Here is a 14,970-nt window from a genome sequence, read left to right as displayed (position 1 = left end):
CCTCACTGAGTCGACGATCTGTCGTCGTGCCACACGCAGAAAGCAAAGCGATCAAAGAGATACACGTCGTTATTTTAAACGAATTCCTCAAGTATGCGATCATAACGTTCCTCCACCATCATCAATGGTAAGCATATAGTAAAGCCTGAACACTCCTACGGCGTGTCGTCAGTTAAGACCTGAGAGCTTGAAGTGAGGGTTGTACGTTCTGTTGCTCTGTGCTGACTGTTTTTCCGGCTTTGGAGGAGAACAACAGATGCGGCGCTATGGCTTACGTGACGACCAGTGGGAGCGTATAAAAGACTTTCTTCCGGGTCGTGAGGGTCATGTCGGAGGCACTGCTGCAGACAACCGCCTTTTCGTAGAAGCTGTGCTGTATCGCTACCGTGCAGGCATTCCCTGGCGTGATCTTCCGGGCCGTTTCGGGGACTGGAAAAACGTGCACAGACGTCTGCGTCGCTGGTGTGAAACTGGTGTTATTGAGCGGATCTTTCGCCATTTGGCAGCAGATCACGACAATGAATACATGATGATCGACAGCACCATTGTCCGGGCGCATCAGCACAGTGCCGGAGCCCTCAAAAAGGGGGCGCGGATCAGGCCATCGGACGATCCCGGGGCGGATTGACCACAAAGATCCATGCTATCTGCGATGCTCTGGGCAATCCGGTGGAGATCGATATCACACCGGGAAAGGATGCGGATATTAACCGGACGGAACCGATGCTGGAAAACATCGATCCGGATGCCTTCCTTGCTGATAGGGCGTATGACGCAGACAGGTTGATCGACCGATTGACAGAGCGCGGGATTACCCCGGTCATACCGTCAAAACGCAATAGAGCGATGCCGCGGAAAACCGACTTCGCTCTTTACAGGGAACGTAATCTTATCGAACGGTTCTTCAATAAACTGAAGCAGTTCCGCGCTATTGCAACCCGCTACGACAAACTGAAATCCACCTTCCTCGCGGCGGTTCAGTTCGCCTCAATCATCATCCTGCTTAACTGACGACACGCCGTAGGAGTTTCCTAATAATTATAGATTTTTTTTGAAGAAATGTCAATTTTTCTATCTAGCCCTAACCTGGAAATAACCCTATTCGGGCCAGAGTAAGCCAACTGCTTGCTTCAAAAGTTTACGACATGCGAAATAATCATGCGTAACGTTCGATATATTTTCTGATTTACAATATATTTTTTGGGCAATGCCGCCGCTTCCAGTGATTTCATCATCACACACGCGTTAAATGGCGATATTCTGACGCAAATTTCGTAAGATTTAATGGTGCTTATACCATCCATACCCTCGAATATTGTTCCATGCATCGGTGGTATGGCAGGCATAGCAATGCTCCACCGGGGCATCCTGATGCGCGACGTGCTGCGAAATCATTTTGAAATGCATCATGTAATGGCTGGGCGGCGCCTTGTGACAGGCGTTGCAATCCGTCGATATCTGATCGGCGGGATGTTCGAACGCGGCGATCAGCCATGTATTGGTGGAGTGACAACTCGCGCAATCAGGACCAAAGCGGGCGCGATGAGGATCCACGTTGGAGTGACAGCTTGCGCAATTCAGATGGAGAACGGCATCACGGTCAAGTCGATGATCAGTCGGAATAGCCGCAGCGCTTCCCGGAATCGGCGACGCTCCAACCAGCCCGGCTGAGCGAAGTTGCGCAACGGTGTCTGACCAGAAATCCGCCCTCGTCAATGCACTATGATCCATCACGGTCATATGTGGCCGTTCACCGTGCTCCACATGACAGGACGTACATTGCGTCGCCGCGACATGAAACCGGGTGGATTGCTTGTCGGCGAACGACGCCAGAGAATGACATGTCACGCAGTTATTGGTCACCACACCTGTGAAAGGCCTGTGACATGTCTCGCACTGGCCCGCGATAAACTGGTGCGCTTTCGAGATCGGTCCGGGATTCACCAACCCTTCCCAACCTGGAACTGCGTTACTGCCGGAACGATGCACGGCAAGGGGCACAACCAGTCCGACGATCAGAGCCGCAAGCGCAAAGACCGTATAGAGTATGACAGCGGGCTTCATAGCCACCTCAGCCCGTAATACAGGCCTGACCAGATATGCAGAATCAGCAGAAAATAGAGGATGACCACAAGGATGACGTGAATCTTGCGCCAACGCCCGAACAGTGCGTTCGCCACCCTCTCCGACCTGACCGCATACTCAACATCGGCCAGCGCGGAGGCAATCGTGGCCTCGCGATCCGATGTACCCCGCGTACCGGGATAGGCCGAGGTCAGAAAAAGGCGCTGGACGATATTACGGGGCACATCCGGCGTCTCGGGCATCAGATGCGCCACCCCGGCATCTGCCAGAGACGTGCGCAGTTGGGCCAGTTCCTGGGTGCGACCGCGCAATCCGCGCCCGATCTGGATCAACATGTAGCGCCCGACATAGCCACTAATGGCGAGGACGAGCATGATGCCGGTCAGCGAGATCCCCATCGGGCTATCGAATTTATGGGCGGCGTGGATCAGGCCCAAAATGGGTGCAAGGACGCCAGCATAGATATGCACCGACAGAAGGGTTCGGCTCTCGACACGCGGCGCGAAATAACGATGCACGACGGGAATGCGTTTGCCCGCTACGTAAATCAGCGGCACCAGCATCAGGATAGCGGCGCAAATGCCAATCAGGCTGCCAGCCAGACTTCCGGGAAAGCGCGGCGCGACATGCACCAGAAAGCCCAGCGGGAACAGCACCAGCAGGACGACCAGGGCGCCGACAATGATTTCGCTGCGCTCCTGCATCACGCCTCCACGACCAGCGGACCACCCGTGGTCTTCGCCTGACAGGCCAGGATGAAACCCTTGGCCTTGTCAGCCGGATCGAGCCCATCCTCGACCGCCATCGTCACCTGGCCTTGCAGCAGATGTGTCGTGCATACGCCGCAGATACCGGATCGACAGGAGGATGGAATATTGACGCCTGCCGCATCAGCCGCGTCGAGAACCGTTTCATCCAGTTGCAACGGAGCCGATTTCCCTGAAGTGGAAAACGTAATGGTCGTTGCGGCAGGCGTGACGGCCGGAGATGAGGGGGCCGCCACAGGCCCGACCGCAGGTTCGGCCTTCATCGCGGCTGGTCCGAATGCCTCGCTATGAACATTGGCTTCCGGCACACCGAGATCCGTCAATAACGCTCTCATGCTTGCCATCATCCCGGGTGGGCCGCAGACATGGATACGTCGGTTTGTGAGATCTGGCACCGATTGCTGAAGCAGTTCCTTCGTGATGCGCCCTTCCGGCCCCGACCACTCTGTCCCCGGCGACCGCCGCATGGTGGCAATAACGTGCAGTTTGTCATTGCGACGTTCCAGCCACTCGATTTCCTGGCGAAACACATAGTCGATGCTGGCATGAGCGGAATAGACGAAGTAGATATCGCCCGGCCAGACGATATCGGTCAGGTATCTCAGGACCGCCATCATCGGTGTGATGCCTACGCCGCCGGACAGCAGGACGATCGAGTCTGCCTCTTCACCCGTAAAGGTAAACATACCCGATGGACCCGCGATCTTTAAAAGATCACCCTCCTTGACCGTGTCATGCAGGTAGCGCGAGACCAGCCCGTGTTCCTCGCGTTTGATCGTTAGTTCGAGATGTTCGACCTGCCCCGGCGACGATGCGATCGTATAGGACCGGCTCGCGGGCTTGCCAGACGTCGGCTCGATGGTGAGTTGCACGAACTGGCCGGGTTTGAAGTCAAAGGGAATCCGCCCCCCATCGGCCGGAACCAGATAGAACGTCACGATCGCCGGCGTCTCCCGAATGATCCGGGCCACTTTCAGGCTGCCACGCCAGAGGCCGTGTCGCGGTACGTCGACGATCGGAGTGGCCGTTCCACCGCCTGGTCCCGGTACAGGGGGAGGCGGGGGAACAGGAGGTGTTGGACCGCCGCCGGTCGACGATGGTGGCATGGGCGGAACCGTTGGTTTCGGTGCGAATGCCGTGGTGGTCGTGAGAATCTCCTGCACACGATGCAACCGCAGGACCTGCAAGATCAGCAGAGCGATCGATACCAGGATCAGGATCGTCATGAACACCAGGTGAGTCGGCGTCAGTCCGAAAAATAGGCCGTTTTGCTGGCTCGCCGCGATTGTCGGCAGACCCATCTGTGCCGTGAACCAGTTGAAAGCCACCATTTGAGGATTAACGAGGCCGGTCGCGGCCGCGCGCGCGGCCATTCCGCTATCGAGCAACGCAACACCGTCATGGAGATGTTGGCTGGACCGACGCATCGTCTCCCACGACAGGGACTGAGCGGCATCGACCGATGCAGCGCCGACTTCGCGAAGACCGTCTTGAAGCCTCTGTGCCGCAATATCGGCCAGCATCTGACGTTCGACGTCGGTCAGCTTCGGATGCGTCATCATGAAAGTATAAAGCGGCGTGTGACCGCGCGCTCCGCAACAACCCGCGTCGGCCTTGTCTGCTCCGGGAACCGCACTCAATGCCTGCCCAGCCTGAGGCAGCATGCGGCTCATCATATCGCCCTGCTCAGCCGGCCTGGATGATGGCGCACCGGGGGGGACCGCCGCGCCCATGCCAGGGTGATGGCTCGCATGCTCGTCACCACCCATCGACATCATGCTGCCCATGTCGGACATGCCTGAGTCGGGTCGAGCGGGGGGCGTCTTCATTCCGCCGGACGATTCGGCACCCCGGTCGGCATCCCGGGGCGCTGCCATAGGCCCATCGTCCTCCGGCTGATCCCGCCGCAGCGCCAGAGAAGGTGGCGGACTGCCTGCCGTAGGCCCCGCCATAGTGCCGCTGGACATGGCCGGAACAGTGGGAGACTCACCCGGAGCCTGAGCGAGTCCCTCTGACATGCTGACGAGCAGCGTCATGATCACGACACTCACGCTCGAAAAGATGCGCCTCATGGTTTCTCCAACACGTCATCATCCTCGGCAAAGCGCATACCGACCCATTTTCCGGACGTCGTCAGGAATAAGAAATTACTATACGGGGGTATGGCATATTTTCCTTGATCTCGATCAATTATCGCAGCGGCATCTACGGTCGGGGCATCGGCATATCCATGTCGTGATGCGTATGATGTCCGCCAGCTGCTCCTGCCTGGGCGACCAGCGCCTGGTAGTCAGAACTGTTCATTCCCGGAAGGCTCCCGAGAAACGCAACGATGTTCCAGAGATCATCATCACCATGATCCGCCCAGGACGGCATGCCCGACATCTTGATGCCATGCTTGAGGATCCAGAACAGTTCGCCCGGTGTATAGCGTTGCGCCACATCCTTCAGAACCGGCGGCTTCGGATACATCCCCACCGCCATATCCTCGGCCTCGACGCCCGGCGCGGAATGACAGGAGGCGCAATGCGTCGAAAAATGCGATGCGCCGCCGACGAGCCGTGCCTGCGTTTCAAGATCGACAGGTGCGGTAATGCCCTCGGCGTGATGCCGGATTGAATGGAGGCGTGCCGTTTCCAGAACACGATAGGTCAGCCGCCAGTGCGGCGAGGTGGCGCCCACATCATACAGGCCACCGAAAACGACGGTCGCTCCTGCGCCGATCCCAAACAGCAGGATACCGGCGAACCCCCAGATCAGTCTTGTCATACGTGCCTCCCTTGGCCTTTCCAGGCGCGACGCTGATGGCGCCGCCCCGCTCCGGTCAGGACCCGATCAGCGCTGATGAACCGCGTCAGGCATGCCCTGCGGCCCCATCGGCATCTTCATGCCGCTTTCCTTGTCACCGCAGCCCATTTTCATCTTGTGATCTGACGGCGCCATGGCGTGGCCGTTCGACATATTCATGCCCTTCATCTTCATACAGTCTCCCATCTTTCCCTTCATTTTCATGCCCTTCTCCATGCCCTCCATGCCGGAACCGGACATGCCGTCCATTTTCATCTTGTCGTGGTCCATCCCCGACATGCCGGACATGCCCTGCATCCCGGACATATCCTGACCCTGCGGCTGGGCCGGTGCCGGAGCGGGGGTCTGGGCATGCGCAACCGAGACCGTGGCCAGAAGTGCGGCCAGAGCGGCCGAGAACCTGAAATTGATAGTCAGCATTTGTAAGTTCCTTATCTTTTGTTATCTGAAACGGGGCCGCACGGAGCGCCCCGCAACGACTTCACATCGGGCAGGAGCGGTCAGAACCACGTCCTGATCCCGAAGGTGAAATTCAGGTCTTGGACACGCTCATTCCTTGAACGCGCCATGTCGGCGGCCTGACCGAACGTGCCGGAGTAACTCACGCCGATATAAGGCGCGAATTTCCGATGCCATTCGTAGCGAAGCCGCAATCCCGTATCGATATCGGACAGCCCGGTTCCGACGCCGCGCGCACGATCGGACGCGGAATAGAAGTTCATCTCGACCTGGGGTTGGAGAATCAGGCGATTAGTCAGCAGGATATCGTATGAGCCCTGCAGACGCCCCGCCGCACCCCGGTCGCTGAAATAGGCCGTGGCCTCCACATTGAAGAAATATAGAGCCAGTCCCTCGACCCCGATCGCGCCCCAGGCCCGTGTGGGGCCGTTGTCAATATCGAGACGCACGCCAGTCTGGACATCGAAATACCGGGAGATGGCACGATCATAGAGGGCCTCATGATCTCCATCACCGAACTTGCCGTTTGTGCCGACCGTGCCTTCGGATTTCAGCCAGAGCTTGTCGTAGTCAGTGCCGAACCAAGCCTGCCCATCGTAACGGAACTGCCCGCCATCGGCACCAAAGCGCGCCTCGAACTGGTCGAGCAGCGCATGCATATAGATGTTATGGTCCATGACCGGCTGGATGCCGTTGACATAGACCACGGGCGCGGGAGCCGAGGCGGTCTGCGCTTCCTGGGTTCCTTCGCTCTGGCGTGCCGGGACTGACTGGGCGCGTCCCGTGCCAGGTACCGCGGTAGCCAGTCCAGCGGCAAGGACCGTGCCACCTATCAGACCCCGGATCACGACACCACCACCGTGCGGAACATGCCCACCTCCATGTGGTAGAGCAGGTGGCAGTGATATGCCCACAGCCCGGGTTCGTCCGCCGTGACCAAGTAACTCAGCCGCTCACCCGGCTTGACGGTAATCGTGTGCTTGTAGGGTCGGCAGTCACCCTGCCCATTTTCCAGTTCGCTCCACAATCCATGCAGATGGATTGGATGCTCCATCATCGTGTCGTTGATCAGGACGAAGCGCACCCGCTCGCCCAAAGTCAGACGAATCGGTTCCGCTTCCGAGAACTTCTTGCCGTCGAATCCCCAGATGAAGCGTTCCATGCTGCCGGTCAGGTGCAGGGTGATCTCGCGCGACGGCGGGCGTGGGTCCGCGCCCGGGATCGTGGCCCGCAGATCGGCATAGGTCAGAACGCGGCGACCATTATTCTCCAGCCCGTCGCCCGGCTCCGCCAGCCGGTTGATCGGCATCATGGCGACACTCTGCACCGCGACGCCGGGTTTCAACTCTGTTTTATGCCGCGACGCAGCCGCCATGCCCGGCATATCCATCGCAGCGGCTCCGGGTCTGTTAGCCTCCTTCATGTCCATGTGATCCATGTCCATGCCGCCGCCGGCAGGGGCATCACCGGGCTTCCCCGGCGAACTCCCCATCTCCATGCCCGCCATGCCGCCCTTCATGTCCATATTCCCCATACCCATGTCGGTCATGGTGCGCAGAGGGCGCGGGTCCATGGGGGGAACCGGCCCGGCAAGGCCCGAACGGGTGGCGAGCGTGCCGCGCGCGTATCCGGTACGATCCTCGGCCTGGGCAAAGACTGTGTACGGTCCATCGGCGGTGGGGCTGACAATTACATCGTAGGTTTCCGCTGGCCCGATGCGGAATTCATCGACCGGGATGGGCTCCACGTCATTACCGTCGGCCTGAACAACGGTCATCGTCAGGCCGGGAACCCGCACGTCGAACAGCGTCATCGCCGATGCATTGATGAAGCGCAGGCGTATGCGCTCGCCCGGTCGGAACAGGCCCGTCCAGTTTGCAGCAGGCGACTGGCCGTTGATCAGGTAGGTGTAGATGATGCCCGACACATCCAGAATGTCGGTCGGCGCCATGTTCATGGCACCCCATTGCAGGCGATCTCGGATCGTCGCACCCAGCCCCTGCCGATGTGCGTCACGGAAGAACGTGTCCACCGTACGCTGGCGGAAATTGTAGTAATCGCTCTGGAATTTGAGGTTGGAGACGATGTCCTCAGGATCGACGTCGGTCCAGTCGGACAGGACCATCACATAATCGCGGTCGAAATGCTGCGCGTAACCGTCTCTCGGGTCGATGATCAGAGCCCCATACAGGCCCGTCTGCTCCTGGAAGCCGGAATGGCTGTGATACCAGTAGGTGCCGCTCTGATGCAGCGGGAAGCGATAGGTGAACGTGTCACCCGGCGCGATCCCGCCAAAGCTCAGACCGGGCACGCCGTCCATGTCGGCCGGCACCCGGATTCCGTGCCAGTGGATCGAACTGGGCTCATCCAGCCGGTTGGTGACATTCAGTTCGACTGTGTCGCCCTGACGCCAGCGCAGGATCGGCGCGGGCGTGGAGCCGTTCACACCCACCGCGTGCATGCGCGCACCGGTGATATTGATCGGTACAGAACCGATCGTAAGGTCGAAACGGGTGCCAGGCAGCGGGTCGGGCCGCCCCGACGCCGGTGTATAGACCGAAGCGTAGGCGCTCGCGCTGCCCTGCGGGAGGGCCAGTGCCGCTCCCCACAGGCCCGTCCCGACGACGAAACGACGGCGCGTGATCGCGCTCCGTCCCGCAAGGGATCGTATTGACATGAATAATAGTCCGCAAAAGAGAGAAGGCGGAGCCGGTCATAGGTCCATGACCAGCCCTGAGACTGTCAGAACAGAATCAGGCCATCTCTCTGGGCGGTGGCAGGGCCGGCGCGAACCCATGACCGACGATGCGATCCGAGCGAGACAGGCCGAAAGGTGCCGTAACACCTGAGTAATCAAACGCCCTGGTCACGGAGGGCGGCATCAGCCAATTGGCGACGCAGGCACCCTGGGCGCAGCAATCGCCGCAATGATGACATGGATGATGGTCGTGGCACGGTTCATGATTGCAATGTGCGGTCGTCGTATCCGCACGGGATGGCATCTGCATCCCTGGCATGTCGGCCATCGGCTGGGTAACCACAGCAACTGTAGAGGGCAACGTGGCGGCATGACCCGGCATGACGGATGCCAGCATCAGCCCCACCTGCAGAAGCAGGCAGGCCAGCAACCGTCCCAACCGTATCGCGCCGATCTCTTGCACGTCTACCCCGTCATCTTGCTGACCGTTTCGATCAGTTCCCCGATTTTTTCCTGACGCTCCACCGGATCGCCGGATTCGATCGCCTCCACGACGCAGCCCGCGATATGTTCGCGCAGAACAAGCCCCTCGAGCCGATGCAACGCCGCCTTGGCGGCCCGAAGCTGAAGCAGAACATCCACGCAATAGCGGTCTTCGTCCACTATTTTCTGGATGCCACGCACCTGACCTTCGACCCGTTTCAGGCCCTGCGAAATCTTTACCCGTGACTGCCTCATTGCACTATACCCTACAGGGGCATACCTTGAAGTGCAAGCGATTATGGCATACTTCGACGCCGCGGCTGGCGGCCACAAGCAAGGGGGCTTCATGACGAACGACAATACAGCAGCTTGCGCGTCCCATCTCCATGGAGAGGGTCCCACCCCGGCAGCGACCGGAGTTGACGCGCACCTGGTCAAGGATCCTGTGTGTGGCATGACGGTCGATCCCGCGACGGCGACGCATCATGCCGACCATGATGGCCGGACCTGGTATTTTTGCAGCGCGCACTGCCAGACAAAGTTCGAGGCCGCCCCCTGTCATTACCTGCACAAGGCGGACACGACGCCCATCAAGCCTCAGCCCAGGCGGGCCGGGATGATCTGGACCTGCCCGATGCACCCCCAGATCCGACAGGATCACCCCGGCTCCTGCCCCATCTGCGGCATGGCGCTGGAACCGGAGGAGCCATCCGACGCCGACATGCCCAACCCGGAACTCGTGGATTTCAGCCGGCGCCTGTGGGGAGCGAGCATATTGGCGGTCCCGCTCGTCGTCATCGCCATGGCGGCGGATATGGGAGGGCTGGCATTTTTCGATGGCGGCCTGACGAACTGGATTCAGTTGGCGCTTACGGCACCAATCGTGCTGTGGGCCGGCTGGCCGTTCCTCGAACGCGGCTGGATGTCTCTCCGCACCCGGCATCTGAACATGTTTACGTTGATCATGCTGGGCGTCGGCGCGGGCTTTCTCTACAGCATCGCCGCGACAGTAGCTCCTGGCCTGTTCCCTGCTGCCTTCCGCATGCATGACGGGTCGGTCCCGGTCTATTACGAAGCCGCAGGTGTTATCGTGGCCCTGGTGTTGGCCGGGCAGGTCCTGGAACTGCGCGCCCGCGCCCGTACCAGTCGCGCCATTCGCGCCCTGCTGGATCTCGCACCGAAAATCGCACACCGGGTCGGCGCGCAGGATCGCGAGGACGACGTACCGCTGGCCCAGATCGTGCCCGGCAATCGGCTCCGCATCCGGCCGGGGGAAAGCATCCCGGTGGACGGCACCGTCATGGACGGGCGCTCCAGCGTGGACGAAGCCATGCTGACAGGAGAGCCAGCACCTGTCGCCAAGGGCCCGGGTGACAAGGTGACGGGCGGAACCATCAACGGCACCGGCAGCCTGCTGATGACGGCCGAGGCCGTCGGCTCGGACACAATGCTGGCCCGGATCGTCAGCATGGTAGCGGCCGCCCAGCGTACGCGCGCACCGATCCAGGCGGTGGCGGACCGGGTCTCCGGCTGGTTCGTGCCGCTGGTCGTGCTTGTGTCCCTGCTGACCTTCGTTGTCTGGCTTCTGGTCGGTCCGCAACCGCGCTTCGGACACGCACTGCTGAACGCCATTGCGGTCCTGGTGATCGCCTGTCCGTGCGCGCTGGGCCTGGCCACTCCGATGTCGATCATGGTCGGCATGGGACGCGGGGCGCGAGCTGGCGTGCTGGTTCGCAACGCCGAGGCCCTGCAGGCACTGGATACGGTCGATACGCTGGTGATCGACAAGACCGGCACCGTAACGGAAGGCAAGCCCCGGCTGATCGCGACCGAAACATCAGGTGCATGGGATTCCAGCATCGTCCTGCGACTGGCGGCATCACTGGAAACACAATCCGAGCATCCGCTGGCCCAGGCGCTGGTCGCCGCGATGACGGAGCAGGGCCTTCAGGCCGCGCCGGTCGGGGATTTCGCGTCTCAGACCGGCCTGGGCGTGACCGGCACCGTGGACGGGCATGCCGTCGTCGTCGGAAACCAGGCCCAGATGCGGCAGCAGGGCATCGATGCGTCGGCATTGATCCCTGTCGCGGACACCCACCGGGCGGAGGGCGCGGGCGTCATGTTCGTCGGCATCGACGGACAGGCCGCTGGGTTGCTGGTCGTGGCCGATCCGCTGAAGACCGACGCGAAGGAGACCATCGCGGCACTGCACGCAGCCGGCATGCGGATCGTGATGCTGACGGGTGACAATGCCCGGACTGCGGAAGTCGTGGCCCGGCAGGCGGGAATCGACGAGGTACATGCCGACCTCAAACCCGAGGATAAGGCCGCGATCATTCGTGACATGCAACAGAAGGGAGCCCGTGTCGCCATGGCGGGCGACGGCGTCAACGACGCGCCGGCCCTGGCCACCGCCGATATCGGAATCGCCATGGGCACAGGCACCGATGTCGCCATCGAAAGCGCCGGGATGACACTGGCACAAGGCAGCCTCGCCGGACTGGTACGCGCCCGCCGCCTGGCACAGGCGACGATGCGCAACATCCGGCAGAATCTGGCATTTTCTTTCCTGTTCAATGGGATCGGCATCCCACTTGCCGCAGGCGTACTGTATCCCGTCTTTGGCCTTACGCTGTCGCCCATGTTCGCGGGAGGCGCGATGGCCCTGTCATCCCTGGCCGTCGTGACAAACGCACTGCGGCTCAATGCCCTGAGACTTCGGTGAAAGCAGATTGCCTATTTCGTTCAGAAGGCAATGCCTATCCGGGGCCCGCGTGCAGAGGTCGACCAGGAAGACATCCGGTGACTGCTGCGCCAAGCTATGCTCTCTTAATTCGGCAACAGGAAAGTCGTCTAGGTTCCATGTGACGATTATCGGCGCGTCTGCCTCGATCGCGGTCGCGGCGACGGGACGGTCATCAGGATCGAGCAACGTATATGGTCGGAATTGCTGTTCGTAAGTAAGCTTCCGGTGTGAGACGCCTTGTGGATTTTATGGTGTGGTGATGTGTTCTGTTCATGACAGAGCGATCAGAACAGAATGATGCTTGTGTCGCAGCGACATTCGCTGCGACACAAGCATCGCGAGCCCTTCATCCGGTTATTGAAATTGTTGGCGAACGGCGCCGGGCCTATGATGACGCGTTCAGACGTCGGGTTGTGCTGGCTTCTTATGAAACTGGTCAGTCAGTCCGTGCTGTTGCGCGCCAGTTTGGTGTCCACGTCAGCGTCGTTTACCGATGGCGTCAGAGACTGGATTTCGTAAACCCGTCTGCGAAAGAGCAGCTTTCTTTTGTGCCGGTTCATATGACATCCCCTGTTGAAGGGCTGGGAGGAGACCAGTCCTGCGGGAGTGGACATGAAGCCAGCATTCTTTTTCCTGGTGGTGAGAAGCTGATGGTTGACAGCCGGATCGCGATTGAAGATCTGAGGAAACTCCTTCAGGTTTTACGCTCATGATCCCTCTTCCCTCTGGTCTGAAGATATGGCTGGCGGCAGGTGCGACAGACATGCGCCTTGGCATGCCCGGTCTGGCGCTGAGGGTTCAACAGTTTCTGGGGAGAGACCCCTATGCTGGTGATGTTTTTGTCTTTCGTGGCCGACGCGGCGATCTGGTGAAACTGATCTGGCATGACGGGATTGGAGTGTCCCTCTATGCAAAACGGATTGAACGTGGGTATTTCATCTGGCCCTCGGCAAAGGACGGGGCCATCCATCTGAGTGCGTCACAATTAAGTTGTCTGCTCGAAGGGATCGACTGGCGTAATCCGCAGAAAACATGGCGACCTGAACTGGCGGGGTAACAAAAAGGGGATCGTGATCCATAGTCCTGTACCCTTTTGAACGGTTTTGTGCTGAACTGTTTTTCATGACGGGAAGCATGGATGACATAACGGCCTTACGTGCGGCACTTGCCGCCGCCGAGACGCGTGCCCGTGCTGCCGAAACCCGGGCCACAGACGCTGAAGCCCGAGCAGTCAGCGCTGAAGCGCAGATTACCCATCTTAAACATCTTATTGCACGGATGCGTCAGGACCGCTTCGGGACGTCATCGGAACGGGGACGGCGCCTGCTGGACCAGCTGGAACTTGAGCTGGAGGAGCTGGAAACAACGCAAGCCGAAGACACGTTCGAAAATGCGGCGGACCTCGCTGTCCGTGCAACAGCACCGCGGAATAACCGGGGGCGGCAGCCCTTACCCGCCGACCTGCCACGCGAACGGATGGTTCTTCCTGCGCCAACACAGTGTCCGTGCTGTGGCGGGATGCGCCTGAGCAAACTGGGCGAAAGTATCACTGAGACGCTGGAAGTGATCCCACGCCAGTTCAAAGTCATCCAGACGGTGCGGGAGAAGTTCACCTGTCGGGATTGCGAGAGCATTACCCAGCCACCAGCGCCTTTCTACCCGATCTCACGGGGGCGTGCAGGGCCAGAACTGCTGGCGGGCATTCTGTGCGACAAGTATCTCCAGCATCTGCCGCTGAACAGGCAGAGTGATGCCTTTGCACGCGAAGGGATTGATCTCGACACGTCAACGTTAGCCGACTGGGTGGGAGCCTGCACAGCGACCCTGGCCCCTCTGAACGCGCTGATCCGGGTCCATGTGCTGGCAGCTGGTCGTCTGCATGCGGATGACACCACCGTGCCCGTGCTGGCGAAGGGCCGAACACGCACCGGTCGATTGTGGAATTATGTGCGCGACGATCACCCCTTTGGAGGCACAGCACCGCCAGCCGTGTGGTTCCGTTATTCACGGGACCGCAAGGGCGAACATCCTGTCGATCATCTTTCGGGCTGGACGGGGATCGTGCAATCCGATGCCTATGCCGGATATAACGCTCTGACAAAACCGGGCCGTCAGCCTGCACCTGTCGTGTCTGCAGGATGCTGGGCGCACGGACGAAGGGGGCTGTTCAAAATCGCGGAGAAGGACAAGGCCCCGCTGGCGATAGAGGCAGTGCGCCGCATCGACGCCATCTTCGAGGCTGAACGTGTGATAAACGGCACCCCAGACCAGCATCGGCTCGCGGTCCGTCAGGAAAGCAGTGCTCCCATGGTAGAGGACCTGTTCATGTGGATGCGTGACACGTGCCAACGCATGTCATCAAAAAATCCCATTGCACAGGCCATGAGCTATTTTCTCAGACGACCTGATATGTTCACACGGTTTCTACATGATGGGCGCATCTGTCTCACAAATAACGCCGCAGAGCGTGCGCTCCGTGGGATAGCCCTCGGCAGAAAAGCCTGGTTATTCGCCGGGTCAGACCGGGGCGGAGAACGCGCTGCCGCCATGTATTCCCTGATCGTCACCGCCCGTCTGAACCTTGTCGATCCCAAAGCATGACTCGCAGATGTCCTCGCCCGTATCAACGATATGCCAAATCCACGCCTCCATGAACTCCTGCCATGGCACTGGAAAACCCTTCACCACAGCAATAATACCATCAAAGCCTGATTACGCCCGCGGCTCTCTCCGGATGCTTACGTTCGTAACCGGTTACTGTCGCCTTCGGCAGCGCGGCGTTCATGAGTTGCTTCGTAGTCGCCAAGCGTTCGGCCGAAAGGTCCGGCGTGTTGGCCAGAAGGTTTCGTATCCACTCGTCATGAATCGCGTCGGTCCACCGCGCATCGACCGTCCGCCGCCGCCTGGACGACGATGTTCCTAAG

13 protein-coding genes and 1 pseudogene are annotated in these 14,970 nt (G+C 60.0%); 5 read left to right on the top strand and 9 right to left on the bottom strand.

Annotated elements, in window-relative coordinates; translation table 11 throughout:
* Positions 1-256 precede the first annotated feature (256 nt).
* Positions 257-1,011, top strand: a protein-coding gene (locus HKD21_RS01555) for an IS5 family transposase (RefSeq protein WP_352130247.1) whose coding sequence is annotated in 2 segments (ribosomal slippage) — positions 257-595 and positions 598-1,011 — 753 coding nt in all. Because the reading frame shifts where the segments join, the coding sequence is not laid out codon by codon here.
* Between the two features lie 270 nt (positions 1,012-1,281).
* Here HKD21_RS01555 and HKD21_RS01550 read toward each other — a convergent pair.
* The 9 genes from HKD21_RS01550 to HKD21_RS01510 form a co-directional block, all read right to left on the bottom strand.
* Complete coding sequence (locus tag HKD21_RS01550) at positions 1,282-2,064, bottom strand: cytochrome c family protein (protein ID WP_077813803.1); 783 nt, start codon at positions 2,062-2,064, stop codon at positions 1,282-1,284.
* A complete protein-coding gene (locus HKD21_RS01545) occupies positions 2,061-2,789 on the bottom strand; it encodes a hypothetical protein (protein ID WP_077814491.1) in 729 nt (242 codons plus the stop codon). Before HKD21_RS01545 ends, HKD21_RS01550 begins: the two co-directional genes overlap by 4 nt.
* Positions 2,789-4,924, bottom strand: a complete 2,136-nt coding sequence (locus HKD21_RS01540) for a 2Fe-2S iron-sulfur cluster-binding protein (RefSeq protein WP_194253887.1) — start codon at positions 4,922-4,924, stop codon at positions 2,789-2,791. The genes HKD21_RS01545 and HKD21_RS01540 overlap by 1 nt, the downstream gene beginning before the upstream one ends.
* Before the next feature lie 133 nt (positions 4,925-5,057).
* On the bottom strand, positions 5,058-5,621 hold the full coding sequence (locus HKD21_RS01535; protein ID WP_007284535.1) for a c-type cytochrome: 564 nt from the start codon (positions 5,619-5,621) through the stop codon (positions 5,058-5,060).
* Positions 5,622-5,687: 66 nt separating this feature from the next.
* Positions 5,688-6,080: a hypothetical protein gene (locus HKD21_RS01530; protein WP_018307592.1), complete on the bottom strand. Its 393-nt coding sequence runs from the start codon at positions 6,078-6,080 to the stop codon at positions 5,688-5,690.
* A gap of 80 nt (positions 6,081-6,160) precedes the next feature.
* On the bottom strand, positions 6,161-6,967 hold the full coding sequence (locus tag HKD21_RS01525; protein WP_018307593.1) for a copper resistance protein B: 807 nt from the start codon (positions 6,965-6,967) through the stop codon (positions 6,161-6,163).
* Complete coding sequence (locus HKD21_RS01520) at positions 6,964-8,796, bottom strand: copper resistance system multicopper oxidase (RefSeq protein ID WP_146887085.1); 1,833 nt, start codon at positions 8,794-8,796, stop codon at positions 6,964-6,966. Before HKD21_RS01520 ends, HKD21_RS01525 begins: the two co-directional genes overlap by 4 nt.
* Before the next feature lie 76 nt (positions 8,797-8,872).
* A complete protein-coding gene (locus HKD21_RS01515; RefSeq protein ID WP_231502865.1) occupies positions 8,873-9,280 on the bottom strand; it encodes a hypothetical protein in 408 nt (135 codons plus the stop codon).
* Positions 9,281-9,282: 2 nt separating this feature from the next.
* Positions 9,283-9,555 (bottom strand): metal-sensitive transcriptional regulator, encoded by a 273-nt coding sequence (locus tag HKD21_RS01510; protein ID WP_194253886.1) that lies wholly within the window; start codon positions 9,553-9,555, stop codon positions 9,283-9,285.
* Positions 9,556-9,598: 43 nt separating this feature from the next.
* Here HKD21_RS01510 and HKD21_RS01505 point away from each other — a divergent pair, with 43 nt between their 5' ends.
* The 4 genes and pseudogenes from HKD21_RS01505 (at position 9,599) to tnpC (ending at position 14,758) form a co-directional block, all read left to right on the top strand.
* Positions 9,599-12,025, top strand: a complete 2,427-nt coding sequence (locus HKD21_RS01505) for a heavy metal translocating P-type ATPase (protein WP_077813805.1) — start codon at positions 9,599-9,601, stop codon at positions 12,023-12,025.
* A 293-nt stretch (positions 12,026-12,318) separates the two neighbouring features.
* Positions 12,319-12,759 (top strand): IS66-like element accessory protein TnpA, encoded by a 441-nt coding sequence (tnpA, locus tag HKD21_RS01500; RefSeq protein ID WP_010515588.1) that lies wholly within the window; start codon positions 12,319-12,321, stop codon positions 12,757-12,759.
* Positions 12,756-13,103 (top strand): IS66 family insertion sequence element accessory protein TnpB, encoded by a 348-nt coding sequence (tnpB, locus tag HKD21_RS01495; RefSeq protein ID WP_010515587.1) that lies wholly within the window; start codon positions 12,756-12,758, stop codon positions 13,101-13,103. The genes tnpA and tnpB overlap by 4 nt, the downstream gene beginning before the upstream one ends.
* Before the next feature lie 65 nt (positions 13,104-13,168).
* Positions 13,169-14,758: pseudogene (gene tnpC, locus HKD21_RS01490) on the top strand (IS66 family transposase).
* Positions 14,759-14,970 lie beyond the last annotated feature (212 nt).

Origin of the sequence: Gluconobacter cerevisiae (assembly GCF_015244675.1) — a bacterium.
In the GTDB taxonomy this organism is placed as follows: domain Bacteria; phylum Pseudomonadota; class Alphaproteobacteria; order Acetobacterales; family Acetobacteraceae; genus Gluconobacter; species Gluconobacter cerevisiae.
Note: the sequence above shows the minus strand (reverse complement) of the source record. Positions and strands in the feature narration are given on the sequence as shown.